This window comes from Methylobacterium sp. Leaf85, from assembly GCF_001422125.1.
Taxonomy (GTDB): Bacteria; Pseudomonadota; Alphaproteobacteria; order Rhizobiales; family Beijerinckiaceae; genus Methylobacterium; species Methylobacterium bullatum.
Genome location: NZ_LMME01000034.1, coordinates 1 through 25,747 on the forward strand (window position 1 = coordinate 1; position 25,747 = coordinate 25,747).

Annotated in this window: 27 protein-coding genes; 12 read left to right on the forward strand and 15 right to left on the reverse strand. The window is 68.5% G+C overall.

The annotated features are described in order from the left end of the window. The 6 genes from ASF08_RS24390 to ygfZ all read right to left on the reverse strand — a co-directional run. A partial coding sequence (locus ASF08_RS24390; protein WP_156629544.1) for a 1-deoxy-D-xylulose-5-phosphate synthase N-terminal domain-containing protein occupies nt 1-156 on the reverse strand: 156 nt, incomplete at its 3' end. 97 nt (nt 157-253) lie between these two features. Further along, the gene (locus tag ASF08_RS21145; RefSeq protein WP_056149260.1) at nt 254-538 is read right to left on the reverse strand and encodes an exodeoxyribonuclease VII small subunit; all 285 of its coding nucleotides are present in this window, start codon (nt 536-538) and stop codon (nt 254-256) included. Nucleotides 539-698: 160 nt separating this feature from the next. Then, nucleotides 699-1,211: a tyrosine phosphatase family protein gene (locus ASF08_RS21150; RefSeq protein WP_056149262.1), complete on the reverse strand. Its 513-nt coding sequence runs from the start codon at nt 1,209-1,211 to the stop codon at nt 699-701. Continuing rightward, nucleotides 1,211-1,807, reverse strand: coding sequence for an HD family hydrolase (locus tag ASF08_RS21155; RefSeq protein WP_056149265.1), 597 nt, complete (start codon nt 1,805-1,807; stop codon nt 1,211-1,213). The genes ASF08_RS21150 and ASF08_RS21155 overlap by 1 nt, the downstream gene beginning before the upstream one ends. Continuing rightward, nucleotides 1,804-2,424: a DNA-3-methyladenine glycosylase I gene (locus ASF08_RS21160; RefSeq protein ID WP_056149267.1), complete on the reverse strand. Its 621-nt coding sequence runs from the start codon at nt 2,422-2,424 to the stop codon at nt 1,804-1,806. Before ASF08_RS21160 ends, ASF08_RS21155 begins: the two co-directional genes overlap by 4 nt. A 258-nt stretch (nt 2,425-2,682) precedes the next feature. Beyond that, nucleotides 2,683-3,534, reverse strand: coding sequence for a CAF17-like 4Fe-4S cluster assembly/insertion protein YgfZ (gene ygfZ, locus ASF08_RS21165; RefSeq protein WP_056149269.1), 852 nt, complete (start codon nt 3,532-3,534; stop codon nt 2,683-2,685). 155 nt (nt 3,535-3,689) lie between these two features. Here ygfZ and ASF08_RS21170 point away from each other — a divergent pair, with 155 nt between their 5' ends. Next, entirely contained in the window at nt 3,690-5,024 is a 1,335-nt protein-coding gene (locus ASF08_RS21170; RefSeq protein ID WP_056149271.1) for a dihydroorotase, read from the forward strand. 122 nt (nt 5,025-5,146) lie between these two features. Here ASF08_RS21170 and ASF08_RS21175 read toward each other — a convergent pair whose 3' ends face one another. The 6 genes from ASF08_RS21175 to pdxH form a co-directional block, all read right to left on the reverse strand. Beyond that, on the reverse strand, nt 5,147-5,401 hold the full coding sequence (locus tag ASF08_RS21175) for a hypothetical protein (protein WP_026175868.1): 255 nt from the start codon (nt 5,399-5,401) through the stop codon (nt 5,147-5,149). Nucleotides 5,402-5,568: 167 nt separating this feature from the next. Then, complete coding sequence (locus tag ASF08_RS21180; protein WP_244474611.1) at nt 5,569-5,997, reverse strand: TIGR02301 family protein; 429 nt, start codon at nt 5,995-5,997, stop codon at nt 5,569-5,571. Between the two features lie 116 nt (nt 5,998-6,113). Continuing rightward, a complete protein-coding gene (locus tag ASF08_RS21185) occupies nt 6,114-6,599 on the reverse strand; it encodes an NUDIX hydrolase (RefSeq protein WP_056149273.1) in 486 nt (161 codons plus the stop codon). A gap of 19 nt (nt 6,600-6,618) precedes the next feature. Further along, complete coding sequence (locus tag ASF08_RS21190) at nt 6,619-7,818, reverse strand: hypothetical protein (RefSeq protein WP_056149275.1); 1,200 nt, start codon at nt 7,816-7,818, stop codon at nt 6,619-6,621. Next, on the reverse strand, nt 7,811-8,533 hold the full coding sequence (locus tag ASF08_RS21195) for an SDR family NAD(P)-dependent oxidoreductase (protein WP_056149277.1): 723 nt from the start codon (nt 8,531-8,533) through the stop codon (nt 7,811-7,813). The genes ASF08_RS21190 and ASF08_RS21195 overlap by 8 nt, the downstream gene beginning before the upstream one ends. A 168-nt stretch (nt 8,534-8,701) precedes the next feature. Beyond that, nucleotides 8,702-9,367: a pyridoxamine 5'-phosphate oxidase gene (gene pdxH / locus ASF08_RS21200; protein ID WP_373321276.1), complete on the reverse strand. Its 666-nt coding sequence runs from the start codon at nt 9,365-9,367 to the stop codon at nt 8,702-8,704. Between the two features lie 90 nt (nt 9,368-9,457). Between pdxH and ASF08_RS21205 the strand changes: the two genes are divergently transcribed. From ASF08_RS21205 to ASF08_RS21220, 4 genes are all read left to right on the forward strand, one after another. Further along, a complete protein-coding gene (locus ASF08_RS21205) occupies nt 9,458-9,985 on the forward strand; it encodes an RT0821/Lpp0805 family surface protein (RefSeq protein WP_082473321.1) in 528 nt (175 codons plus the stop codon). Nucleotides 9,986-10,187: 202 nt separating this feature from the next. Continuing rightward, nucleotides 10,188-11,129, forward strand: a complete 942-nt coding sequence (locus tag ASF08_RS21210) for a DnaJ C-terminal domain-containing protein (RefSeq protein ID WP_056149281.1) — start codon at nt 10,188-10,190, stop codon at nt 11,127-11,129. Between the two features lie 114 nt (nt 11,130-11,243). Beyond that, nucleotides 11,244-12,089 carry an enoyl-ACP reductase FabI gene (fabI, locus tag ASF08_RS21215; protein ID WP_018043432.1) on the forward strand — a complete coding sequence of 282 codons (846 nt, stop codon included), beginning with the start codon at nt 11,244-11,246 and terminating at the stop codon, nt 12,087-12,089. 100 nt (nt 12,090-12,189) lie between these two features. Continuing rightward, the gene (locus ASF08_RS21220; RefSeq protein ID WP_056149284.1) at nt 12,190-13,230 is read left to right on the forward strand and encodes a hypothetical protein; all 1,041 of its coding nucleotides are present in this window, start codon (nt 12,190-12,192) and stop codon (nt 13,228-13,230) included. A 23-nt stretch (nt 13,231-13,253) separates the two neighbouring features. On the opposite strand, the gene ASF08_RS21225 is transcribed toward ASF08_RS21220, so the two are convergent. Beyond that, complete coding sequence (locus tag ASF08_RS21225) at nt 13,254-14,408, reverse strand: AAA family ATPase (RefSeq protein WP_056149286.1); 1,155 nt, start codon at nt 14,406-14,408, stop codon at nt 13,254-13,256. Nucleotides 14,409-14,468: 60 nt separating this feature from the next. Further along, nucleotides 14,469-15,458: a polyphosphate kinase 2 family protein gene (locus tag ASF08_RS21230; RefSeq protein WP_056149288.1), complete on the reverse strand. Its 990-nt coding sequence runs from the start codon at nt 15,456-15,458 to the stop codon at nt 14,469-14,471. A gap of 182 nt (nt 15,459-15,640) precedes the next feature. Here ASF08_RS21230 and ASF08_RS21235 point away from each other — a divergent pair, with 182 nt between their 5' ends. The 4 genes from ASF08_RS21235 (at nt 15,641) to ASF08_RS21250 (ending at nt 21,040) form a co-directional block, all read left to right on the forward strand. Further along, a complete protein-coding gene (locus ASF08_RS21235) occupies nt 15,641-16,225 on the forward strand; it encodes a histidine phosphatase family protein (RefSeq protein ID WP_056149290.1) in 585 nt (194 codons plus the stop codon). Nucleotides 16,226-16,379: 154 nt separating this feature from the next. Next, complete coding sequence (locus ASF08_RS21240; protein ID WP_244474602.1) at nt 16,380-20,495, forward strand: Pls/PosA family non-ribosomal peptide synthetase; 4,116 nt, start codon at nt 16,380-16,382, stop codon at nt 20,493-20,495. A gap of 54 nt (nt 20,496-20,549) precedes the next feature. After that, entirely contained in the window at nt 20,550-20,762 is a 213-nt protein-coding gene (locus ASF08_RS21245; RefSeq protein WP_056149292.1) for a DUF5397 family protein, read from the forward strand. Then, nucleotides 20,762-21,040, forward strand: coding sequence for a virulence factor (locus tag ASF08_RS21250; protein ID WP_056149294.1), 279 nt, complete (start codon nt 20,762-20,764; stop codon nt 21,038-21,040). The genes ASF08_RS21245 and ASF08_RS21250 overlap by 1 nt, the downstream gene beginning before the upstream one ends. A gap of 130 nt (nt 21,041-21,170) precedes the next feature. Here ASF08_RS21250 and ASF08_RS21255 read toward each other — a convergent pair whose 3' ends face one another. Continuing rightward, the gene (locus ASF08_RS21255) at nt 21,171-21,827 is read right to left on the reverse strand and encodes an alpha/beta hydrolase (protein WP_018043440.1); all 657 of its coding nucleotides are present in this window, start codon (nt 21,825-21,827) and stop codon (nt 21,171-21,173) included. A 266-nt stretch (nt 21,828-22,093) separates the two neighbouring features. Here ASF08_RS21255 and ASF08_RS21260 point away from each other — a divergent pair, with 266 nt between their 5' ends. From ASF08_RS21260 to sufC, 3 genes are all read left to right on the forward strand, one after another. Beyond that, entirely contained in the window at nt 22,094-23,254 is a 1,161-nt protein-coding gene (locus tag ASF08_RS21260; protein WP_056149296.1) for a cysteine desulfurase family protein, read from the forward strand. Nucleotides 23,255-23,328: 74 nt separating this feature from the next. Continuing rightward, nucleotides 23,329-24,798 (forward strand): Fe-S cluster assembly protein SufB, encoded by a 1,470-nt coding sequence (gene sufB / locus ASF08_RS21265; RefSeq protein ID WP_026175872.1) that lies wholly within the window; start codon nt 23,329-23,331, stop codon nt 24,796-24,798. 196 nt (nt 24,799-24,994) lie between these two features. Continuing rightward, nucleotides 24,995-25,747, forward strand: a complete 753-nt coding sequence (sufC, locus tag ASF08_RS21270) for a Fe-S cluster assembly ATPase SufC (RefSeq protein WP_056149298.1) — start codon at nt 24,995-24,997, stop codon at nt 25,745-25,747.

Genomic DNA, 25,747 nt, shown 5'->3' on the forward strand with positions numbered 1-25,747 from the left:
CAGACCCGACCCGAGGTGACCGCCCGTCACCGACACCGCGTCGATCATCTCCTGACGCACAGCGTCCGCCACCGCCTGAAGCTGGCTCTCGGGAAGCGCGCGAAGAGCAGACGTCTCGTCAAGCCCGTCGAGGATCGAGGTTTCTATCCGTGACACAGAATCAACCTCACGTCCGGAGGGAAGATAAGCGCGCAACTTGTTGCGGCAGATGAATAATTTTCATGAAACCATGGATCATCGCGACCCCGTGGCTTCAGCCGACATCGAGGGGAGCGACACCCGCCGCGCCCCCGTCGGGCCCGAGCGTGATCGTCTGGATCCGCGCCTCGGCCTTGCGCAACAGACCTTCGCAATGCCGCTTCAAGATCTCGCCGCGCTCGTAGATCGCTACCGATTCGTCGAGGGGCACATCCCCCTTCTCCAGGCGTCGCACGATCTCCTCGAGCTGTTCGAGCGCCTTCTCGAACGGCAGGTCGAGTCCCTCGTCGGACACCTTCGAATCGGTTGTCGCCGCCACGGCGGATCGCGCTGCGGTCATCCCAGGGTACCCCTCATTGTGCCGGTCTAAGCCTGCGGCTGCCTGCCCGACAAGCCCAGGGGGGCGTTGGCTGCTCCATCGGCAAGCACTTCGTCAAGGGTGGCGTCGTTTCGGCCACACTCGATTCATCACAATTATAAGCTGATCGCGGCCTTGGCCCTTACCCCAGCGCGAGCGCGAAGGGATTTCCCTCGAACGCGTCGGCGCCCCGCCCGATCCCCGCAATGGCGGCGGACATCCGTCCTCCGCGCCCAAGCAGACGGTCGGCGATCTCCACGAACAGGGCATTGGGCGTCGCCGAAGGCGATGCGGCGCGCAGGGCGCGGGCGATCTCGGCCTCGTCCCGTTCCGGCGCAAGGGCGCAGGCGGCGATGTAGGCCGCCGCCGTGGAGCGGCTGATCCCGGCATAGCAGTGGATCAGCAGCGGCCGGTCCCGGTCCCAGAAGGCAGCGAAATCGAGGATGCGGCGCACATGAACCTCGCCCGGCAGGACATGCCCGTCGAGGGGGGCGACGATGTCGCTGACCTCGACCACGCAATGGCGCCCGTCGGCGATGCCCTCCGGGCGTGCGATGGCGGTGCCGATCTTCATCAGCGTCATCAAGTGGCTCGCCCCGGTGCGCTCCAGAATCCGGGGCAATTGCGACAGGGGGCAGACGTGGATATCCGACATCAGGAAACGCTCTTAAGAACCTGAAAACGTGAGAGGAACCTCGATTGAGCCTCGGCGGTCGGCCAGGGCTCGATCAGCGCCTGCGCCTCCGGGGCCGCCGGGTGCAGATGCCCGAAGACCGCGCTGGCCTCGTCGGCCGAAAAGCCGGCGAGGCGGGTGGCTTCGAGATGGGCCGCCATCGCATCGGCGCGCTTGACCAGGCGAACCTCGTCCTCGTCGGGCTCCGGCAGGCCGAAGCGTTGGCGGATCGCCGCCATCAGGCGCAGTTCCACACCCTTGTAGGACGGTCCGATCGCCGCCTTGAACGGCGAGATGATGTCGCCGATCACGTATTCCGGGGCATCGTGCAGCAGGAGTTCGAGGCGCTGCATCCGGGTCCGGCCGGGGGCCAGATCCGCGCCGATGGCCTCCACCAGAAGTGCGTGCTGGGCCACGGAAAAGACGTGCGGCCCGGCGGTCTGGCCGTTCCAGCGAGCGACGCGGGCGAGACCGTGGGCGATGTCGGCGATCTCGATGTCCTGCGGCGAGGGATCGAGGAGGTCGAGACGCCGGCCCGACAGCATCCGCTGCCAGGCGCGGGGGGCGGTGGCGCTCATCGGCCCGCCCCCATGGCGGCGCAGGGGGCGTGTCGATGGCACCCGACGAGGTGGTCGTTCACCATGCCCACCGCCTGCATGAAGGCATGGACGATGGTGGGGCCGCAGAAGCTGAACCCTTCGCTCTTGAGGGCGCGCGAGATGGCCCGCGAGATCTCCGTCTCGGTGGCGATGCCGGCCCGGTCCGTCGCCCGGCCCTGGATCGGCTGGCCCTCGACGAAGTCCCACAGGAAGCGCGAGAAGCCGGGGCCGCGCTCCTCGATGGCGAGGAAGGCGCGGGCGCCCGCGATGGTCCCGACGATCTTGGCGCGGTTCCGGATGATGCCGGTATCCTGCATCAGCCGCTCGACATCGGCCTGCGTGAACCGCGCGATGGCCTCCGGGTCGAACCCGGCGAACGCCCGGCGGAATCCCTCGCGCCGCCGCAGGATGGTGATCCAGGACAGGCCGGCCTGGAACCCGTCGAGGATCAGTTTTTCGTACAACGCCCGGCCGTCATGCTCGGGCACGCCCCATTCGGTGTCGTGATAGGCGACGTAGACCGGATCGAGCCCGGCCCACCAGCAGCGCGGGCAGCCGTCGGGATGTTGGATCAGGCCTGTGGAATCGTGCGGCATGGGATCGAGAATAATCGGAACGGATCAAGAACGCCAGATGGGCCGAGAAAGCCGGGAGGCCGGGTCGTCGCCAGGAGCGATCAGGTGCGCATCCCCTCTCCCCGCACGCGGGGAGAGGGCCGCGACGACCCCGTCGTCGGCGCGGCGAGGCGGCAGCCGAAGGTGAGGGGGCTCGGCCCAAGGAGCCTCGTCCGGAATCGCCCCCTCACCGTCGCTCCGGCTTCGCCTCCACTCACCGAGTGTCATTGTCGCCCCCGATCACCCGGCCGGCGTCACCTCCGGAAAGGCGAAGGTGGCGAAGGAGGGTTTCTCGACACCGAGGATCGTCGCGCCGGCGCGCACAGGCTCGCCGGCGGCGACCGCATCGGCGAGGCGGTCGAGGCGGAGCATGGCGAGGCCGCGCGCGCCCGACACGCTACCGATCGTGCCGAGCCCGCGCGGTCCGGCGGTCACCTCGGCGCCGGAGGTCACGGCCTCCCCGTCGCGGGAGATCACCGGAACGATGCGGGTGCGCGCGGTGCCGCGATGCTGCATGCGCGACACGACCTCCTGGCCGACATAGCAGCCCTTCCTGAAATCGACGCCGGCGAGCTGATCCATCAGCGCCTCGTGCGGGAAGGCATCGCCATAGGCGAAGTCGCGTCCGCCCTCGGGGATGCCGAGGGCGATGCGGTGGGCGTGGTAATCCGCCTCGGTGGCATCGGCCGAGAACGCGCCCTCGGCGAAGACGAGGCGCTCGCCCAACGCCGGGAGGCGCCCGTCGCGGAGGCGCTCGGTGGCGGCGGCGGTTTCGGCCCCGCCCCAGGCGGCGGCGAGCCCCAGGGTCTGGTCGACGGCGATCGTCACCTTGGCGCGCAGGCGGTAGAGCGTGAGGCGCTTGGCGAGCGCCGGGGCCTGATCGGCCGGGCAATCCAGGCGGAAGCCGTCGCCGGAGCGCCAGATCAGGAAATCGAACAGGATCTTGCCCTGCGGGGTCAGCAGCCCGCCGAGCCGCGCCTCACCCGGTTCGAGGGTCTCGATATTGCAGGTCACCACGCCCTGGAGAAAACTCGCGGCCTCCTCGCCCGCGATGACGATGACGGCGCGGTCCGGCAGCAGGGCGATCGGCATGGCAACTCCTCGAAGGTCATCCTGCAAAGGCCCCTCCGGCGCGCATCGTGGCGATGCGCCGGCGGGCCTGTCGGCAGGGCACGGCGTTGCACGCCGCGCGAGGCTGACATAAGCCGCCGCCACCCGCGTCTCAACGCCGTTCAGGAGCGACCCCGATGGACCAGCCCTTCGATCTCCTCCTCACCGGCGGCAGGATCGTCAATCACGACGGCGAGCGCACCGCCGATCTCGGCATTCGAAACGGCCGTATCGCCGCCATCGGCGACCTGTCCCGGGCCGAGGGCGAGCGCCAGGATTGCACCGGCCTGCACCTGCTGCCGGGTGTCATCGACACCCAGGTCCATTTCCGCGAGCCGGGTCTCGACCACAAGGAAGACCTCGAATCGGGCTCCCGCGCGGCGGTGATGGGCGGCGTGACCGCCGTGTTCGAGATGCCCAACACCAACCCGCTGACCACCAGCGCCGAGACCCTGGCCGACAAGGTGGCGCGTGGGCACCACCGCATGCATTGCGACTTCGCCTTCTGGGTCGGCGGCACCCACGAGAACGCCCAAGAGGTCGCCACCCTCGAGCGCCTGCCGGGTGCTGCGGGGATCAAGGTGTTCGTCGGATCCTCCACCGGCGCGCTCCTGGTCGAGGACGATGCCGGCGTGACGGAGATCCTGAAGCGCACCCGGCGCCGGGCCGCCTTCCATGCCGAGGACGAGCCCATGCTGCGCGAGCGCAAGGGCCTGCGGGTGCCGGGCGATCCGTCCTCGCACCCGGTCTGGCGCTCTCCCGAGGCCGCGCTGAAGGCGACGCAGCGCCTCGTGCGGATCGCGCAGGAGACGGGTGCCCGCATCCACATCCTGCACATCTCCACGGCGGAGGAGATGGTGTATCTCGCCGACCATAAGGACGTGGCCAGCGTCGAGGTGACGCCGCACCATCTCACCCTCGACGGGACAGAGGCCTATGCCCGCCTCGGCACCCTGGTGCAGATGAACCCGCCGGTGCGCGACGCGGCGCACCGCGACGGGATCTGGCACGGGCTGACGCAGGGCGTCGCCGACATCCTCGGCTCGGACCACGCGCCGCACCTGCTGGAGGAGAAGGCCAAGCCCTATCCGGATTCCCCCTCCGGCATGACCGGCGTCCAGACGCTGGTGCCGATCATGCTCGATCACGTCGCCAACGGACGGCTGTCTCTCGCCCGCTTCGTCGACATGACCAGCGCCGGGCCGAAGCGCCTGTTCGGCATCAGCCGCAAGGGCCGGCTCTCGGTGGGCTACGACGCCGATGTGACGGTGGTGGACCTGACGCGCCGCGAGACCATCCGCAACGAGTGGATCGCGTCGAAATGCGGCTGGACCCCGTATGACGGCGTCACCGTCACCGGCTGGCCGGTGGGCACCATCGTGCGCGGCAGGCGCGTGATGTGGCAGGGCGACCTCGTCGGCCCGTCCAGCGGCGAGGCGGTGGTGTTCGACGAGGCGCTGTCGCCGGGTTAACGGATTTACCGGCAGAGCTCGATCCCGGCCCCGAAACGCATCGAGCCGCCCGGTCCTGTCCGGGCGGCTCGATCGATCACACGCAAAACGTCAACGGGTCGGGTGCGGCCCGGTCCCGCGCCTCAATGCTGGGGGGCGGTGGTGAAGGCGCCCCCGCGGATGCGGTCGGGAAAACCCTCGGCGTAACGCGCGGTGGCGTCCTCGCCATAGGTCATCACCAGTTCCTGGAAGGCGGCGAACAGGGCGGCCTGCGCCATGCAATCGCCGTCGAGCCCGTCGAGACAGCCTTCCGCGAACGCTTCCGAGACGTAGCCGAGGGCTACGCGCTTGTCGTCGAGATCGGCCTCGAAGGGCGCGGGGGCGGTGTCGATCTGCATGGCGATAACATCGGTTGCGCCGAAGAATGGCTCGGCGGATGGCCGAAACATAGGCTGAGCTTCGCGCATCGGGAAGCCAAGAATTGCGAAGCGGTTAACGCCGGGGGTCGAATGCGACGAATTTCCTTCAGCCTTATGCCCTGTCTCCCGAAAGACACATCGCCGCCTCAGCCCCCGAAACGGCTGGCCAGGGCGTGGGACAGCCGTTCTCCCTCCGCGACATAGCGGGACGCCGCCTCCGTCGCCGATGGCGTGCAGGCCCGGTAGGTGAGGGAATATCCGCGATAGCCGCGGTTATACGCCCCGGCGAGGCGGTCCCGCCGCCCCGGCGTCACCCCTTCGGCCTCCATCAACGCCTTCATCCGGGTCGGCCATTCGGCGGCGTCCGGCGCCGCGCAGAGGCTGCGCAGGAAGGAGAGGGAGCCGATGATCTCGGAGAGCCGCATCAGGTCCCGGTCGTAGGGAGCGGGCGGCGGCTCGGCGGGGGCAGGGGGCTCCTTGTCCTTCTCCGGGGCCTTCTGCGCGGGCCGCGCCGGGTTGGCGCGCTGCTGAGCCGAAGCGAGATCGGGCATGCCCACCGCGAGGGTGGCGAACATCAGCACGGGCGACAGGCATCGCCTCACCCACGTCACAGACACGCCCCGTCCTCCGCCGCGAACCTCATCGGGCAGGTTTACACCGTTTCCCGGTCGAGACGAGGAGCCCGTCGGTCTCATCGGGATTGCGTATCGCCATCCAGGCCAGCGACCTGCGCGAAGGCCTCGTCCACCGTCTCCCGCAATCCGGGCGTCGTGGCGAGATCGGCGAGCTCGTCGGGAAGAGCCCAGCGCACGTCCAGGGCCTCGGGGCCGGGGGCCGGCTCGCCGGCGGTCCAGAGGGCGGCGTGGGGATGGACGACGTAATGGTGGCGCACCCGGCCATCCTCGGCCCGCAGGATGATCTCCGTCGGGGTCAGGGAGCGGACGACCACGGCCGAGACGCCGACCTCCTCGCCGAGCTCCCGCAGCGCCGCCTGCGCCAGGGTCTCGCCGGGCTCCACCAGCCCGCCGGGAAGCGTCCAGACCCCGCGCAGGGGCTCGTTGGCCCTGGCGGCCAGCAGCACCCGCCCGTCGCGGATGACGGCGATGGACGCGCCTAAGAAGGGGCGCGCCGGGAAGAGCCGGACGTCGGAACCGTCCTCGCTCGCTGCTTCGCTCATGGGGCTCGACGTTTCTCGGTTACGGAGAGATGAGCGCCACCCGCCCGTCGGCGAGGCCGACGAGAAGGCGCGTGCGAGGGCCGTGGCCGATTGCCGCGACGCCGAAGGCGGCAAGGCCGGGCAAGGGGATGCGCTTCACCTCGCGGATGCCGTCCTTCAGGGACAGGATGGCCAGGGCGCTCCGATCCGCCACCGGCAAGGCGAGTTCGGCCACACCGTCCCCATCGGCATCGAGAACGGCCGACAGGTCGGCCCCGCCCTCGCCCGGAGACAGGGTGGTGTAGCCGGTGGCCTCGCCGACCAGTCGCAGGGCTCCGGCCTCGTAGGCCCAGAGCTGGAGGATGCCGGCCCCGTCGGGCGCCGCCACCGCGGCGATCCGGGGTTGACCGGCTTTCGAGACATCGCCGATCGCCGCGAGTGTCAGCGACTGTCCACCCGGCCCCACCGCCTGAACCGGGCTCCGGGCGAGAATGGCCCATGCCTTGTCCGGCTCCGCCGGGGATTTGGTGGACTCCGCCGAGGGCTTGCCGGGCTCCGCCGAAGGCTTGCCCAACCCTGCCGAAGGCTTGCCGACCACGACCAGAGCCGATCCGCCCTCTTGCGCCGTCACCGCCACGATGACCGGCCGGCCGTCGATGAGGATCGCTATGGGGCGGCGCAGGGCGAAGGCAGCGCCGTGACCGGCGGTGACCGCGGTGGTCACGATGGGGACGGGCTTCGGATCGGCGCTCATCCCCACCGGCTGGCGCTCGCGGATGGTGAGCGTCCCGGCACGCTCGAACTCGCTGGCATTGGGGCGGACGGGGTCGGACAGGTGGGCACTGAGCGGACCGAGAGTCGCGCGCCGGGTGCCGGCAACGGCACCGCGCGGGGTCTCGGAGACCGCGAACCCGTCGATGGCCTCCACACCGAGAAGGGTGGTGGCGACCTTGCCGTCGGCGAGGGTCAGGGCGGCACCGCCCTCGTCGCCCCACAGGACGGCCAGGGACACATCCTCCACCACCTCGCCCTTCAACCCTTTGGGACGGGCGAGCGGAAGGAGGCCCGAGGTCGCCACAGCCAGGGAGACCTCGCTGCCGGGGCCGCGCATGGCGCGCGCCCTGAACGGCAGGTCGAGGATCGTCACGACCGGATCGGCCCGGACGGGCTGCGCGCCCAGGAGCGAGGCGACGAGAATGGAGACCGCGAGGAACGCCGAGAGCGCACCTCGTTCAGACATGCTGGCCGCCGTTGATGTGCAACTCGGCGCCGTTCACGTAGGAGGAGGCCTCGGTGCAGAGGAAGTAGATCGCCTTGGCCACCTCGTCGGGCGTGCCGAGGCGCCGCTGCGGGATGCCGGCCACGATCTTGTCGGTGCCGGGCGAGAGGATCGCCGTATCGATCTCGCCCGGCGAGATCGCGTTCACCCGCACCCCGAGGGGGCCGAAATCGCTGGCCATCTCGCGGGTGAGGCCGGCGAGCGCCGCCTTCGACGTGCCGTAGGCGGCCCCCGCGAAGGGATGCACGCGGGACCCCGCGATCGAGGTGACGTTGACGATGGAGCCCTTGGCGCGGGTCAGTTCCTCGCACAGGCCGCGTGCCAGGAGCAGGGGCGCGAAGACGTTGACCTGGAACACCTTGCGCCAGTCGCCGAATTCCGTGGCGATGGCGCCGAGGCGCTCGCCGTTCGAGCCCTTGGGCGAAATGCCGGCATTGTTGACCAGCGCATGGAGCAGGCCGCCCTCGTCGGCGAGACGGCCGGCGACTTCAGCCACACCGCGCATCGTATCCTCGGGGTCCGAGAGATCGACCTGGAGGTGATCCTCCGGCCCCATCTCCCAGGGGCAATTCTCGGGGAAGGCATGGCGGGAACAGGTGATGACCCGCCACCCGGCCGCGGAGAAGCGCTTGACCGTGGCGTGACCGATTCCGCGGCTTGCGCCCGTCAGCAGCATGACGCGGCGGCGTTCATTGCTCGATATGGCCAAGGCCGTTCCTTCAGGGTCCGGGGGCGGTGGACAGCCCAGGTCTAAGCTGCGCCAGCCGGGAAATCCAGGGTCGATCCCGCGGCGCAGCAAGGCTGGAAGCGGTCGAGACAACGCCCATTCCCGGCCGATGGCGGTTCACGGATAGAGTCTCGCCCCCTGCCAGCCGCCGCCGTCCCTCGTGAAGCGGACGCGGTCGTGGAGCCGGAACGGCCCATCCTGCCAGAACTCGATGGAGACCGGGGCGATGCGGAACCCCGTCCAGTTCTCCGGGCGCGGCACCGGCTGGTCCTCGTAGCGGGCCGACAGGGCGGCGACCTCCGCTTCCAGGGTGGCGCGGTCGGCCAGCGGCCGGGACTGGCGGCTGGCATGGGCACCGATCCGGCTCTCGCGGCGGCGGCTCGCGAAATAGGCATCCGCCTCCTCGAGCGACACGTGGCTCACGGGTCCGCGCGCGCGGACCTGCCGGCGCAGGCTCTTCCAATGCAGGACCAGGGCGGCCTGCGGGTTCTGCGCCAGTTCCTCGCCCTTGGCGGAATCGACATTGGTATAGAACACGAAGCCCCGCTCATCGGCTCCCTTGAGCAGCACCATGCGCACGTCCGGCAGGCCGTCGGAGCCGGCCGTGGCGAGCGCCATGGCGTTGGGATCCTCGGGCTCCGCACGCTCGGCCTCGCCCATCCAGGCGGAAAACAGTCCCCAGGGGTCTGTGGACAGCGTGAAGTCTCCACCGGCCCCGAGGGGGGAGGCGGCGGGTGAGACACTGCCGGGCGTGGCCGGCTCATCGATCCTTAACCGATCCAAGGCGTAATCCTGTGAGTGAGATCCGGGTCGGGGGCACCGACGTGGGACACGATTTGTCGTCGTTCGGGTCACGTCGTGAGAACAGGTGTAATGCGTCGGAGCGAGAGTAAAGCCCAACCCGTCTCCATCCGTGCCGTCGTCGCACCCCGTCTGGCCCGCGCCCGGTGCGCGGCGGTGCTGACGTCGGGCAGCGTGGCCCTGGCCTTGTCGCTCGCCGGCTGCGGCATTCCGATCCTCACCTTCCAGAGCGAGAGCAAGTCGGAACCGGACGTGACGGTCCCCGAGCCCCTGGTCACGGGGAGCATCGACAAGCGCCCCAAGAGCTTCGGCAGCGAGATGTCCGACGAGGATTGGCGCCGGGCGCACGCGGCCCTGGCGGTGGCCCTCGATCCTCAGGGCAACGGCCGTCCGGTCAAATGGGACAACCCGGATTCGTCCCTGCGCGGCTCCGTCAACCCGACGGGCCTTCCCTACGTCGCCAACGACCTGATCTGCCGGGATTTCCTTGCCTCGGTCATCGCGCCATCGCGCAGTCGTTTCGTGCGCGGTACCGGCTGCAAGCCCTCGGGGGGCGAATGGGAATTGACCCGTATCCGCACGGCCAAAGCCAAGGCCTGACGCCGACAACGGCTCGGCTGTTGGCAAGATCGTGCCGCCTTTGGGATCGTCCGGCGTGGCGGCGGGTTGACGCGTGGATCGAACCGTCGAATCCTGCCGGATGACCGTTGCATAGAAGCAACATCCATTCCACATAGCGGAAGACTTCGACAGGGGCGGGCATGAGCCCGGCCCCGTGCGGCACCGAGACCGATAACAGACGATGCGCAATCCCTACGACGTGCTGGGTGTGGCCAAGGGCGCCAGCGAGGCCGACATCAAGAAGGCCTATCGCAAGCTCGCCAAGGCCTACCACCCCGACACCAACAAGAACGACGCCAAGGCCAAGGACCGTTTCTCGGAGGCCAACAGCGCCTACGAGATCCTCGGCGATGCCACCAAGCGCGGCCAGTTCGACCGTGGCGAGATCGATGCCGACGGCAAGCCCCGCGCGCCGGCCGGCTTCGACGGGTTCGGTGGCTTCGGCGGCGGTCCGGGTGGCGCCCGCTCGGCGGGCTTCGACTTCGAGAGCGCGGCACGCAACCGGGCGGGCGGCGGCGGGATCGGCGAGGACATCTTCTCGCACCTGTTCGGCGACACGTTCCGGGGCGGTGCCGGTGGCGGTCCCGGCGCCAGGGGACCGATGAAGGGCGAGGATCTCGCGGCCGAACTCTCCGTGAGCCTGGAGCAGGTGGCGAGCGAGGAGAAGCTGCGGATCTCGCTGGGCTCACGCGACGTGGACGTGGTGATCCCCAAGGGCGTCGTGGACGGGCAGACCATCCGCCTGCGCGGCCTCGGAAACCCGGGCGGTCCCCGCTCCTCGCCGGGCGACGCCCTGCTGACCATCCGCATCCTGCCGCATCCGCGCTTCACCGTGGAGGGGGCGGATCTGCGCACCTCCGTGGATTTGGCCCTCGAAGATGCGATCCTCGGCGGCCCGATCCGCGTGCCCACCCTCACCGGCGCGGTAGAGATGCGCGTTCCGGCCATGACGAGTTCGGGCCGGACTTTCCGCCTCAAGGGCAAGGGCCTGCCGAAGAAGGACGGCACCCGCGGCGACCTGTTCGCTACCACGGCGATCTCGCTGCCGGCGAGCGAGGACGAGACCCTCCTCGCCTATGCCAACGGGCGCCGGGCGGCGCGCACCGCCTCTGGACAGGCATAGGCGCGGACTTCCGTCCCCGGCGCACCTCCGCTAAGGATGCCTCGGCGCGAGCGCTTCCCCCCAGGTCCGGACGGGTGCGCTCCGGCGCGCGACGGCCTCTGGCTCAGGTGACTCATGGCGGACACGAACCCGGTACACGATCACGTCGGCGGCTTGCTCGCCGGGAAATGCGGTCTGGTGCTCGGTGTCGCCAACAACCGGTCCATCGCCTGGGGCATTGCCAAGAGCGCCCATGCCCACGGCGCCAAGCTCGCCTTCAGCTACCAGGGCGATGCCCTGAAGAAGCGGGTCGAGCCCCTGGCGCGCGAGCTCGATGCCCATGTGGTTGGCCATTGCGACGTCACCGACGGCGCCTCCATCGACGCCGTCTTCGCGGAAGCCGGCCGCGTCTTTCCGCAGGGGATCGACTTCGTCGTCCATTGCATCGCCTTCTCCGACAAGGACGAGCTGACGGGACGCTACGTCGAGACCTCGGAGGCGAACTTCACCAAGTCGCTGATGATCTCGTGCTACTCGTTCACGGCGGTGGCCCAGCGCGCCGAGAAGCTGATGCCCAATGGCGGCTCGCTCCTCACCCTGACCTATTACGGCGCCGAGAAATGGATGCCGCATTACAACGTCATGGGCGTCGCCAAGGCGGCGCTCGAAGCCTCTGTGCGCTATCTAGCCGCCGATCTCGGCCCCTCGAAGATCCGCGTCAACGCGATCTCGGCCGGCCCGATCAAGACCCTGGCCGCCTCCGGCATCGGCGACTTCCGCTACATCCTCAAGTGGAACGAGTACAACGCGCCCCTGCGGCGGACGGTGACCATCGAGGAGGTCGGCGAGACCGCCTCCTACCTGATATCGGACATGTCGCGCGGCATGACCGGCGAGATCCTCCATGTGGATGCCGGTTACCACGTGGTCGGCATGAAGAACCCGGACGCGCCGGATCTGAGGCTCGACAGCAAGGAGTGAGGCGGGCCGCGTGCGGGAGCGCGCCGCGCCGGCCTGCCCCGGCGGATAAGGCGAGGGACCGACCCGCTCCGGGGCCGCGTCCCGCCGAGGCTCTCTCGCCATGAAGACCCGTCCCGCTTTCGATGATGCGGCGTCCGCCGGGATCATCACCGCCGAACAGGCACGCGCGCTTTCCGCCTTCTATGCCACACGGCCGGGAGGGGCCGTCTCCTTCGATCTCGCCCACGTGCTCTGGTATGCCGGCGCCCTGGTGGTCATCGGCGCCATGGGCCTGTTCTCGACCCTCGCCTTCGGGATGATGGGCGGACCGGCTCTCACCGCCACCGCCCTGATCTACGCGGCGGCCTTCGTCGCCGCCGGGCGGCACCTCCGCATCGCGCACGACCTGCCGGTCCCCGGCGGTCTCCTCATCGCCTGCGCCGTGGCCATGACGCCGCTCGCCGTCTACGGCCTGCAGGAGAGCTGGGGCTGGGGCGAGCAGGGCCGGCCGGGCGCCTATCGCGACGTCTTCACCTGGATCAAGGGCGGCTGGGTGCCCATGGAAGCGGCGACCCTCGTGGCCTCGGCCATCGCCCTGCGCGCCACACGCTTCGGCTTCATCACCCTGATCGCGGCGGTGGCCCTGTGGTTCCTGTCCATGGATATCGGCCTCAGGGCCACGGGGCCGGATCTCGACTGGGAAACCCGCCGGACGATCTCGCTCTGGTTCGGACTCGGCCTCATCGCCTTCGCCTGGGCGGTGGACCTGCGCCAGAAGCGGACGGATTACGCGTTCTGGCTCCATCTTTCCGGCATCCTCACCTTCTGGGGCGCCCTGACGTGGCAATCCTCCGACAGCGAGGTGGCGAAGGCGCTCTATGCCCTGTTGAACGTCGCGCTCATCGGCCTCGCCATCTTCCTGTCTCGGCGGATCTACGCGGTGTTCGGCGCCATTGGCGTGGCACTCTATCTCGGCGACCTGGCGAACCGCGTCTTCAAGGACTCGCTGCTCTTCCCCTTCGCCCTGTCGCTCATCGGTCTCGGCCTGATCGGCCTCGGCATCCTCTACCAGCGCCATGCCGACAGGATCGGCGGGACAATGATGCGGTCGCTGCCGGGATCTCTCCGGCGCTGGCGGCCCGACCACGGCGACAGGGCATGACCGGCTGAGCATGAGAGCCCCCGTCAAGCGTCGTCGGCTTCCGCGAACTCTCCCGACAGCTTGAGCCCGTCGATCCAGGTCGCCCCGTCCCGCTTGAACACCCGGCGGGGCGACACGCCGCCCTGCTCCTCGATCGCGTCGGCCAGCCGCTCCGAATGGGTCACCAGCCAGACCTGTGTGCGACGCGACGCGGTCACGATCATCCGTGCCAGGGGATCGAGCAGATCCGGGTGGAGGCTCGTCTCCGGCTCGTTGAGGGCGATGAAGGGCGGGAGCCGGTAGGCGAGGAGGGCCCCGGCGAGGGCGAGATAGCGAAGCGTCCCGTCCGACAGTTCGGCGGCCTCGAACACGCGCTTGGGGTAATCGGGGAAGACCATTCCGAAGCTCGCCTCACGGCCGGGCGACGGGATAACGAGGCGCGCCCCGGGGAAGGCATCGCCCACGGCCCCGTCGAGATCGACGGTGTCCTCGCGGATGTGCCGGAGGGTGGCGAACACGGCGGCGAGGTCGGATCCGTCCGACGAAAGGGTCGGCGTGGTGACGGCGAGGCAGGGCCGGCGCAGGGCCGAGGCCGCGTCGGTGCGGAAATCGTGGTGGAAGCGCCAATCCAGCAGCGCATGCCGGACGAGATGCAGTTCGGGAAACGCGACCGCGTCCTGAAGTGCCGCGAGCGCGGTTTCCGTGGCGAGGAGACTCGTGCCGAGAGAGCGCTTGCGGCCGTCATCGCCGCGCACGAAGCCGGAAGGCCCGTCACGCTCGAGCATGACCGCCGGCCGCCGGCCCGACAGGACGGTGAGCCGCTCCCGCTTGATCTGCGGTTCGAGCCGGAAGGCGGCCCCCCTGGGGCCGTCCTCCGACTGGGGCACCAGACCGACCTCGATCTCGTATCGGTGGGCGACGGACGCAGCCTCGTCGCCGAGCTCGACGGACCACCCCACCCGCACCGGCCCCTTGCCGCTGCGTGGTCCGGCCCAGACGACCGAGTCCATCCCGCCCTCCGCCGCGAGATCACGCACCAGCGTGCCGGCGGCGGCGGCCTGCAGGCGTTCGAGCGCCCGGTAGAGGTTGGTCTTGCCGACGGCATTGGCCCCGATGAAGACCGAGAGGGCCTCCACCGGAAACCGGATGGACCGCAGGGAGCGGTATCCCGAGGCCGCCACGTCGCGGACGGTCAGCATGCGCGCATTCTCAAGCACCGGCTCCCGACGCACGAACCATCGTCGCGCGGTCAGATCAGGTCAATCCGGCACCGTCAGCTCGGCGATGCCCGGCTGAGCGTCCGGATAGCGCGGGTCCATCGCTTCCAGGGTGTTGGCGATGGTGCGGGCGACGAGGAGGTTGCGGTACCATTTGCGGTTGGCCGGCACCACGTGCCAGGGCGCGTGCGGGGTGGAGCAACGGCTCAGGGCATCGGTGAAGGCGCCTTGATAGGCGTCCCAGGATTGCCGCTCGACGAGGTCGGCCGCATCGAACTTCCAATGCTTCTCGGGATCGGCGATCCGCGCCTCCAGGCGCTCCTTCTGCTCGTCCTTCGAGATGTGCAGGAAAAACTTCAGCACGGTGACGCCCGACAGGGTCAGCATCCGCTCGAAATCGTTGATGAGGTCGTAGCGCGGTCGCCATACCCCCTCCGGCTCCAGGGACTTCACCCGCACCACGAGCACATCCTCGTAATGGCTGCGGTTGAACACGCCGATCATGCCGCGCCCCGGCACCTTGGCGTGGTAGCGCCAGAGGAAGTCGTGATCGCGCTCCTCCGCGCTCGGGACCTTGAACGACCACACCCGACACCCTTGCGGGTTCACCCCCTCGAAGACCGACCGGATGGTGCCGTCCTTGCCGCCGGTATCGATGGCCTGGAGCACCACGAGAAGGCTGCGCCGATGCTCGGCATAGAGCCGCTCCTGCAACGCCTGGATGCGGCCATGCTCCACGAGGAGCGCCTGTTTGGACGCCTCCTTGTCGAGCCCGCCATCGGCATTGGCGTCGATCGCTGCGAGATCCAACGCCTCGCCCGGCTGCACGGTGACGATGCCGGCTGCCGCGCAGGAGGCGAGGGCGGCCGTGTCGACCGGGCTTTCGCGCTTGGCATGGCGCATCGCCGAACGGGCCCAGGCGGCGGAGGAGGGCGGCTGGTCCGATTCCGGACGTGGGCTAAGCGGTTTGGGCTTGCGCGCCCTCGTGGTGTCCGATTGGCCCGAATGCCGCTTGCCGCGCTTCTTCGCCATGATCACATTTCGCCTTATACGATATTCAATCGATGCCGCGGGCACCGCACCAGCGCACCGCCGCTCCGGGAAAGCAGTGTGCCGATGCCTGTAACGCCTGGAGCAACCTTGAGCGCGACAACGATCCGCGGCCGTGCCCGTTCCGGACAAGCGCGGCGCCCCGCCACGAACGGCCGGCGCGCATGACGGTGTATTTCATCCGCCACGGCCAGACCGACTGGAACGCGGAGGGCCGCCTCCAGGGCCAGCGCGACGTGCCTCTCAATGCCACGGGCCTGGGCCAGGCCGAAAGCGTGGCCGAGCGACTGAAGGCCGTGGCGGGGGCCAGCCTTGCCGAGGCCGCGTTCGTCGCGAGCCCGCTCACGCGCACGCGACAGACGATGGAGGTGCTCCGGGCCAGCCTCGATCTCGCGCCGAAGGCCTACGCCGTCGACACTCGCCTGATGGAGATCAACTTCGGCACCTGGGAGGGTTCGACCTGGGCCGAGATCCGCCGGCGCGACAGCCGGGGCGCCCTGGCGCGCGACCGGGACCGCTGGGGCTATCGTCCGCCGGGCGAGCATGGCGAGAGCTATGCCATGCTGGTGGACCGGGTCAGGCCGGCGATCGCGGACCTGCAGCGGCCGGCGGTCATCGTCGCCCATGGCGGGGTCGCCCGCGCCATCCTGGTGATCCTCGGCTATACCAGCATCCGCGAGGCCCCCCGGATGGGCATCCGCCAGGGCAGCGTCCTCGTCCTCGACCAGTCCCGCTGGCGCTGGGCCTGATCCGCTTTCTCCGCGAAGACCGGTTCTAGGCGGCTCGGCAAACGTGCTAAGCGGGCGCGACCACAGTGGGGCGCCGCGATTTCGGCACGATCCGGGCGCCTAACCCGGCCAAAAGGACGGTCTCGCAGCGGCGGGGCCGGCAGCGGAGCATCGGATGAGCAGTCTCGCCGAGACGACCCGGCCTCGGGCGGAGTCGCTTGTGGACAAGGCCGAACGGGGCGAGATCGGGTCGCATAGCGGCGCCGGAGCGCCGGAGCGGAAGGCCGTGCTGCGCGGAGAGAGCCGCCCGGACCTCATCCGGGACGAGGTTCTGGGAGAGATCTTTTCCGACAGCGCCCGCCTGCGCCCCGACCATCCGGCCATCGTGGACGGCGCGAGCCGGGACGCGGCCGGCCGTCATCCAAAGTTCACCTATGCGGAGGTCGAGGCCCGCGCGCTCGCCATCGCCCGTGGCCTGAATCATCGCGGCATCGGCCCCGGCGACGTCGTCGGCCTCTGGATGGCGCGCGGCCCCGACCTGCTGATCGCCCAGATCGGCATCACGATGTCGGGAGCCGCATGGCTCCCCTTCGATGCGGAGGCTCCCGCCGACCGCGTGGCGGTCTGCCTCGACGACGCGCAAGCCAAGCTGCTCCTGGTCTCGCCCGCCCTCGCGCCCCAGGCGCCCACGGGAACCCCGTCCCTCACGACGGAGGCGCTTCTCGCCGAGGTGCCGGCGGATGCGCCGCGCCCCGATCCGCGCGGCGCCGGCCTCACCCCCGCGCATCCGGCCTATCTGATCTACACCTCGGGCTCGACGGGATTGCCCAAGGGCATCGTCATCAGCCACGCCAATATCTGCCACTTCCTGCGCTCGGGGAACGCCCTCTACGGCATGCGGCCCGACGACGTGGTGTTCCAGGGCGCCTCGGTGGCGTTCGATCTCTCGATGGAGGAGATCTGGGTTCCCTACCTCGTCGGCGCGACGCTGTTCGTGGCGAGCCCGGCCATGATGGGCGATGTCGAGGCGCTGCCCGACATCCTCACGCAGAACCGCGTCACCGTTCTCGACACGGTGCCGACGCTGCTCGCCATGCTGTCTCAGACGCTGCCGAGCGTCCGCCTCGTGCTCCTGGGCGGCGAGGCCCTGCCCGAGCCCCTGGTGGCCCGCTGGGCTACGGCCTCCCGGCAATTGTTCAACACCTACGGACCGACCGAGGCCACGGTGGTGGCCACCGCCGCCGAGATGCGGCCGGGCGAGCCCGTCACCATCGGCGGCCCGATCCCGAACTACTCCGTCTATGTCGCGAGCGAGGGACTGGAACTGCTCGGGCCCGGCCAGCAGGGCGAACTTCTCATCGGCGGCCCGGGCGTCGCCAAGGGCTATCTCCAGCGTCCGGAACTGAGCGCGGAGAAATTCGTCGCCAACCCGTTCGCCTCCGATGGGACCGATCCGGTTCTCTACCGCTCGGGCGACGCGGTCTCCCTCGATGCGCAGGGGCGGATCGTCTTCCACGGCCGCATCGACGACCAGGTCAAGATCCGCGGCTTCCGAGTGGAGCTCGGCGAAATCGAATCCCGCATCCAGGCGCAGGCCGGCATCAATCAGGCGGCGGTGGTCCTGCGCCAGGACGACGGTGTCGACCGGCTCGTCGCCTTCCTGATTCCGGAACGGGGAACGGAGTTCGACAAGGCCGCCCTGCGCCACACCCTCGCCGAGCAGATGCCGCCCTACATGGTGCCGGGGCATTTCGAGGTGGTGGAGGTGCTGCCCCGCCTCACCTCAGGCAAGGTCGACCGCAAGGCCCTGCGCATCGCGACCCTCACGGTCGCCGACCTGTCGGGCGAGCAGGAACTGCCCGACAACGAGACCGAGGCGGCGATGCTGGCCGCGGCCAAGCAGGTGTTCGGCAATCAGCCGATCCCGTTCGAAGCCGACTTCTTCACCGATCTCGGCGGGCACTCGCTTCTGGCCGCCCGCTTCGTCGGCGCGGTGCGCGAGGCGCCCGCGCTGGCCGCCATCACCCTGCAGGACGTCTATACGAGGCGCACGCTGCGGGCGATGTCGGAGGCGCTGATCGAGCGCACCGGCGGCGTCGGTACGCAGATGGCAGTGCGCGACCTCGGATTCGTAGCGCCGCCGCTCCTGCGCCGCGTCCTCTGCGGAACCGCGCAGGCCCTCGCCCTGCCTTTCGTCATCGCGCTCGCCACCTCGCAATGGCTCGGCATCTTTGTCACCTACCTGCTGCTCACCGGCGGCTCGCTCGGCTTCTTCGGCGAGATGGCGGTGCTGCTCCTCGTCTATATCGGCATCAACGCCGTCACCGCCTCCATCGCGGTGGCTGCCAAATGGCTGATCCTAGGGCGCACCAAGCCCGGCCGTTACCCGCTCTGGGGCGTCTACTATTACCGCTGGTGGCTGACGCAGCGGTTGACCCCGCTCGTCCACGTGAAATGGCTCCAGGGCTCGCCCGCCATCGCCATCTACCTGCGCCTGCTGGGCGCGAAGATCGGCGCGGACGCCCTCATCTCGGACATCGAGGTCGGCGCGCCCGACCTCCTCACCGTCGGGGAAGGAGCCTCGCTCGGCGGCCGCCTCGTCATCGCCAATGCCGAGGTGGTGGGCAACGAACTCGTCATCGGCCCCGTCACCATCGGCGCGGACGTGGCCATCGGCACCTCCTGTGTCATCGGCCCCGAAACGACGATCGGCGATTTCGCGGAGATCGCCGATCTGACGACGATTCCCACCGGCACGGTGGTGGGACGCGCCGAGCAATGGGACGGCTCGCCCGGCCGCAAGGTCGGCATGGCCGACCCCGCGGACCTACCCGAGGCCGCCCAGGCCTCGCCCCGTAGGCGCGCCGGGTTCCTGGCCGTCTACGCCTTCCTGCTCGCGGCGATCCCTGCCGTCGGCCTGCTGCCGATCTTCCCGGCCTTCTACATCTTCGACCAGCTCAGCGATTCGCTCAGCGACATCACCGACATCGACTACCACTGGTACCTGCCGCTACTGACCTGGCCCACCGCCATGCTGATGACGGCGGGCACGGTGCTCCTCATCGCGGGCATCCGCTGGCTCGTCCTGCCGCGGGTCTCGTCGGGCACCTACTCGATCCATAGCGGCTTCTACCTGCGCAAATGGGCGGTGGCGCTCGCCGCCGAGGTGACGCTGGAGACGCTCTCCTCGCTCTTCGCCACGGTCTATATGCGGGCCTGGTACCGGCTGATGGGCGCGCGGATGGGGCAGGGGGCGGAGATCTCCACCAACCTCGCCGGGCGCTACGATCTGGCGGATGTCGGCGCGCGCAACTTCATCGCAGACGAGGTGGTGTTCGGGGAGGAGGAGATCCGCCGGGGCTGGATGCACATGCATCCCGTGAGCACCGGCGCACGCGTCTTCGTCGGCAACGACGCCGTGGTGCCGCCGGGCGCGGTGATTCCCGACGACATGCTGGTGGGCATCAAGTCGAAGCCGCCCGCCAACGAGTTGATGGCGCCAGGGGATACGTGGTTCGGCTCGCCGCCGATCAAGCTGCCCTCGCGCCAGAAGGTCGATCTCGGTTCCAGCGCTCAGACCTACGAGCCGGGTCTGGGACCGAAGCTGCGGCGTGGCATCTTCGAGGCGTTCTCGACCTCGTTCTCGCCGATGCTGTTCATCACGCTGGCGATCTCGGCCATCGATTTCTACTTCTACCCCGCGATCCTCGCCCAGGACTGGACCGGTCTCGCCATCAGCTTCGTCGTCGTCAGCGTCGCCATCGCCTTCATCCAGTCCTTCACCGTGATCGGGGTGAAATGGCTGCTGATGGGAGTCTACCAGCCCGGCATGCGGCCGATGTGGTCGTGGTGGGCCATGCGCACCGAGGCCGTGGCCGTGCTGTACTGGGGCCTGGCCGGCAAGGTGCTGCTGGAGCATCTGGTCGGGACGCCGTTCCTGCCCTGGATGCTGCGCCTCCTCGGGGTCAAGGTCGGCCGGGGCGTCTGCATGCTCACCACGGACATCACCGAATTCGACTGCGTCACCATCGGCGACTATTCGGTGATCAACCGGACTTCGGCGCTCCAGACCCATCTCTACGAGGACCGGATCATGAAGGTCGGCCGGGTGGTGGTGGGCGAGGGCGTGTCCGTGGGTGCCTTCTCCACCGTCCTCTACGACACCAAGGTCGGCGACTACGCGCGGCTTCGCCCGCTCACCATCGTGATGAAGGGCGAATCGATCCCGAGCCATTCGGAATGGGAGGGGGCGCCGGCGGTGCCGGTGATTCACAAGGCGGCGGGTGCCTGACGCGGGGCCTGCTCTTCCCGTTGGACGGTCCGCAAAAAGCTGTAGGATGGCGCCATGAACGATATGGCACCCGTTTCACTTCCAAACCCGCAGGGCCTCGTCGGGACGTGGCGGCGGTTCGGCCAGGTCGGTCCCGTCTATGAGATCGTCAGCGTGGGCAATGCGCTTGCGGATGGCGAGTGGCTGATGCGGGTTCGCGTGCTGGAGACCGGTGAGGAGATCGATTATCGACTCGCCGACGTGCTGGACGATCCCAGAGAGCGGTGATGTTCGCTATCGCGTTCGATCTGGCGGTCGCGGAGGCACAGACCCAGCATCCCAAAGGAGTGTCGCAAGCCTATAGCGACATCCGCACCACCCTCTCCGGGCATGGTTTCGACTGGGTGCAGGGCAGCCTCTACACCAGCAAGGACGAGGATCTGGCCAAGCTGTTCTCGGCCATCACGGCTCTGAAGGGGCTGAGCTGGTTCCAGCAATCGGTACGCGACATCAGAGCCTTCCGTGTCGAGCAATGGTCGGATTTCACCGCCTTGATCAAGAGCTAGGCAGCGCTCGCGCTATCTCAGCCGATCGCCGGGCATACTTCTTCCCAATCGATGAAAGCCGGCGGAGCTTGGCGCTACGCCGGCCTTCGAGGGAGGATCGCGGACGGCAGATCAATTCCGCTCGCCGGTCTCAACCCACCTGATCTTTCGGGCCGAGCCGCTTGTCGAGATAGGTGTCGACCGTCTGGGTCAGCTCGTCGACCTTGCCGTCGAAGAAGTGGTTGGCGCCCTCGACCACCTGATGCTCGATGATGACGCCCTTCTGCACCTTCACCTTCTCGATGACCGGCATCACCTCGCGGGCGGGAGCCACGCGGTCCTCGGAGCCGTGCACGAACAGGCCGGAGGACGGGCAGGGGGCCAGGAAGGTGAAATCGTAGCGGTTGGCCATGGCCGCGATCGAGATGAAACCCTCGATCTCGGGGCGGCGCATGAGCAGCTGCATGCCGATCCACGAACCGAACGAGACGCCGGCGATCCAGCAGGCCCGCGCCTCGGGATTGACCGACTGCACCCAGTCGAGCGCCGAGGCCGCATCGGACAACTCACCCGTGCCATGGTCGAAATTGCCCTGGCTGCGGCCGACGCCGCGGAAATTGAAACGCAGGGCCGCGAAGCCGCGATTGGCGAAGGTGTAGAAAAGATTGTACACGATCTGATTGTTCATCGTCCCCCCGAACTGGGGGTGCGGATGCAGCACGATCGCGATCGGCGCGCCCTTCTTCTTGGGCGCCTGGTAGCGCCCCTCGAGACGGCCGGCGGGTCCGGTGAAGATGACTTCGGGCATGGTCTTTCCAAAACTCCTGGCGCCGCAGTGCGAGGGCAACCCATCCTTGTCGGCCAACGCGCCTTGACTCGCTGCGCCGCACTCTTAAAAACGCTCTTAGAATAATTCTAGGTTATTAGAATCATTCTAAACTAGATCGTTTCGAGAGATCTCGGATCGGTCGTCTCCCGAAGCTCGGCGCTTGGCGAAGACGTGTCGTTCCGGCGCCTTAGCATGATGACGGGGGGCAAAAGCAAGGAAATGTCGGTTCGGACCTTGACCAACGCATGAGTGTTTCGCGCGCCTATCTCGACCACAACGCGACATCGCCGGTTCGTCCGGAGGTGGCGGGGGCGGTCGCGCGGGCGCTGGAATTGCCGGGCAACCCCTCGTCGATCCATCGCGAGGGCCGGACGGCGAAGGCCGCCCTGGAAGCGGCACGCGAGCATGTCGCCGCCCTGGTCGGGGCCGGCCGGGGCCGCGTCGTCTTCACCAGCGGCGGCACCGAAGCGGCCAATGCGGTCCTGTCCGGCGCACTGACCAAGGCCGGACGTCCCGCGCCCACACGCCTCCTGGTGGGCGCCACCGAGCATCCTTGCGTTCTGGCGGGACACCGCTTCGCGCCGGAATCGGTGGAGGTCGTGCCGGTGCTGCCGTCCGGGCTGATCGACCTCACCGCCTTGGAGCGAGGCTTGGAGCGCGCGCGCGACGAGGCCGTGCTGGTCTCCATCCATGCGGCCAACAACGAGACCGGCGTGATCCAGCCCCTCGCCGAGATCGTCGCCTTGGCCAAAGCGCATGGCCGCGCCCTCGTCCATAGCGACGCGGTGCAGGCGGTGGGGAAAATCCCTCTCGATTGTGCCGGGCTCGGCCTCGATGCCCTCACCCTGTCCGGCCACAAATTCGCCGCGCCGAAGGGCACGGGCGCCATCGTGCTGGCCGAAGGCGTCACCCTGGAGCAGGCTTTCCTGCGCGGCGGCGGCCAGGAATCTCGCCTGCGCTGCGGTACGGAGAACCTGCCCGGCCTCGTCGGGCTGGGCGAGGCGGCACGGATCGCCCAGGCGGGCCTCTCGGGGGTCGATGCCGGTCTTCGTGACTCCATGGAAAGCGCTCTTCTTCGGATCGCACCGGATGCCGTCATCTTCGGGAGCGGCGCGCCGCGCCTTCCCAACACCCTGTGCTTTTCCGTGCCGGACCTCGATGCGGCAACCGCGCTGATGGCGCTGGATCTCGCCGGCATCGCGATCTCGTCCGGATCGGCCTGCTCGTCGGGCAAGGTCGCCCGCTCGACCGTTCTGGCCGCCATGGGCGTGAGCCCCGCGCTGGCTGCGGGGGCGCTGCGCGTCAGTTTCGGCTGGAACAGCACGGAAAGCGACCGCTCACGCTTCCTCACGGCCTTCGAACGGCACGTGGGGACCCTATATCAACGGCGAGGGCAGGCGGCCTGAAGCGCCGCCCACCCAAGCCATCCTCTCGCGAAAACCCCCGGCCCTTGACGCCGGTGTAGGTCAGGAGACGTGCAATGCCTGCAGTGCAGGAAACCATCGACCGGGTCCGCTCGATCGACCTCGACCAGTACAAGTACGGGTTCGAGACCACGATCGAGATGGAGAAGTCCGCCAAGGGCATCTCCGAGGACGTGATCCGCTTCATCTCGGCCAAGAAGGACGAGCCCGAATGGATGTTGGCCTGGCGCCTCGACGCCTACAAGCGCTGGCAGACCATGAAGGAGCCCGAATGGGCGCGGGTCTCCTATGACAAGGTCGATTACAAGGACATCTACTACTACGCCGCCCCCAAGCGCCCGGCGGCGATGTCCCTCGACGAGATCGACCCCGAGATCCTGAAGACCTACGAGAAGCTCGGCATTCCCCTGCGCGAGGTCGAAGTGCTGGAGGGCATCGCCCCCGAGCGCCGGGTCGCCGTCGACGCGGTGTTCGACTCGGTCTCGGTGGCCACCACGTTCAAGGCCGAGCTGTCGAAGGCCGGCGTGATCTTCATGCCGATCTCCGAGGCCATCCGCGAATACCCGGACCTCGTGCGGAAGTACCTCGGCTCGGTCGTGCCCGTGACCGACAATTTCTTCGCGACCCTGAACTCGGCGGTCTTCTCCGACGGCTCGTTCGTCTACATCCCGCCGGGCGTGCGCTGCCCGATGGAACTGTCGACCTATTTCCGCATCAACGAGCGCGATACCGGCCAGTTCGAGCGGACCCTGATCATCGCCGACAAGGGCTCTTACGTCTCGTATCTCGAGGGCTGCACCGCCCCCAAGCGCGACGACAATCAGCTCCATGCCGCCGTGGTCGAGCTCGTCGCGCTCGACGACGCCGAGATCAAGTACTCGACGGTCCAGAACTGGTATCCGGGCGACAACGAGGGCAAGGGCGGCATCTACAACTTCGTCACCAAGCGTGGCGACTGCCGCGGCGCCAACTCGAAGATCTCGTGGACCCAGGTCGAGACCGGCTCGGCCATCACCTGGAAGTACCCGTCCTGTATCCTGCGCGGCGACAATTCCCGTGGCGAGTTCTACTCGATCGCGGTGTCGAACGGCATGCAGCAGGTCGATTCCGGCACCAAGATGATCCATCTCGGCAAGAACACGACGAGCCGGATCATCTCGAAGGGTATTTCCGCCGGGCGTTCGCAGAACACCTACCGGGGCCTCGTCTCGGCGCACCGGAAGGCGACGGGCGCACGCAACTTCACCAACTGCGATTCGCTCCTCATCGGCGACCAGTGCGGCGCGCACACCGTGCCGTATATCGAATCGAAGAACTCTTCCGCGCAGTTCGAGCACGAGGCCACCACCTCGAAGATCTCGGAAGACCAGATGTTCTACTGCCAGCAGCGCGGCCTCTCCAACGAGGAGGCGACCGCGCTCATCGTCAACGGCTTCGTCCGCGACGTGCTGCAGCAGCTGCCGATGGAGTTCGCCGTCGAGGCCCAGAAGCTGATCTCGATCAGCCTCGAAGGCTCGGTGGGCTGAGCCGGGTTTTTCCCTTCTCCCCTCTGCGGGAGAAGGTGGCCCGCGAAGCGGGCCGGATGAGGGGAGCGCGCGAACCTGAGAGGTCGCCCCCTCCTGCGGGACTTCGTACCAACCCGCCCGCTCCGTAGGCACGCTCCTCTCCGTGGACGGGGAAGGGTCGCTCCGCGTTTCAAGTTTTAGAACGGACTTTGCTGCAATGATCGAAATCAAGAACCTGACCGTCGCCATCGAGGACAAGCAGATCCTCAACGGTCTCAACCTCACCGTGAAGGACGGCGAAGTTGCCGCCATCATGGGCCCTAACGGCTCCGGCAAGTCGACCTTGTCCTACGTCATCGCCGGCAAGGAGGACTACGAGGTCACCGACGGCGAGATCCTGCTCGACGGCGTGAACATCCTCGAAATGTCGCCCGACGAGCGCGCGGCCTCCGGCGTGTTCCTGGCATTCCAATACCCGTTGGAAATCCCGGGCGTCGGCACCATGACCTTCCTCAAGGCGACACTGAACGCTCAGCGCCGGGCGCGCGGCGAAGGCGAGCTCTCCACCCCCGACTTCATCCGCAAGGTGAATGCCGCTGCCGAGAAGCTCGAGATCAACAAGGAGATGCTCAAGCGCGCCCTCAATGTCGGGTTCTCCGGCGGCGAGAAGAAGCGCATGGAGATCCTGCAGATGGCCCTGCTGGAGCCGAAATTCTGCGTGCTCGACGAGACCGATTCCGGCCTCGACATCGATGCCCTGCGCATCGTCTCCGGCGGCGTGAACGCACTCCGCGCACAAGGCCGCTCGTTCCTCGTCATCACCCACTACCAGCGCCTGCTCGACTACATCGTGCCGGACGTGGTCCACGTGATGTCGCAGGGCCAGATCGTGAAGTCGGGCGACAAGGACCTCGCCAAGGCGCTCGAGGCTTCCGGCTACGCCGAGTACCGCACGAATGAGGCCGCCTGA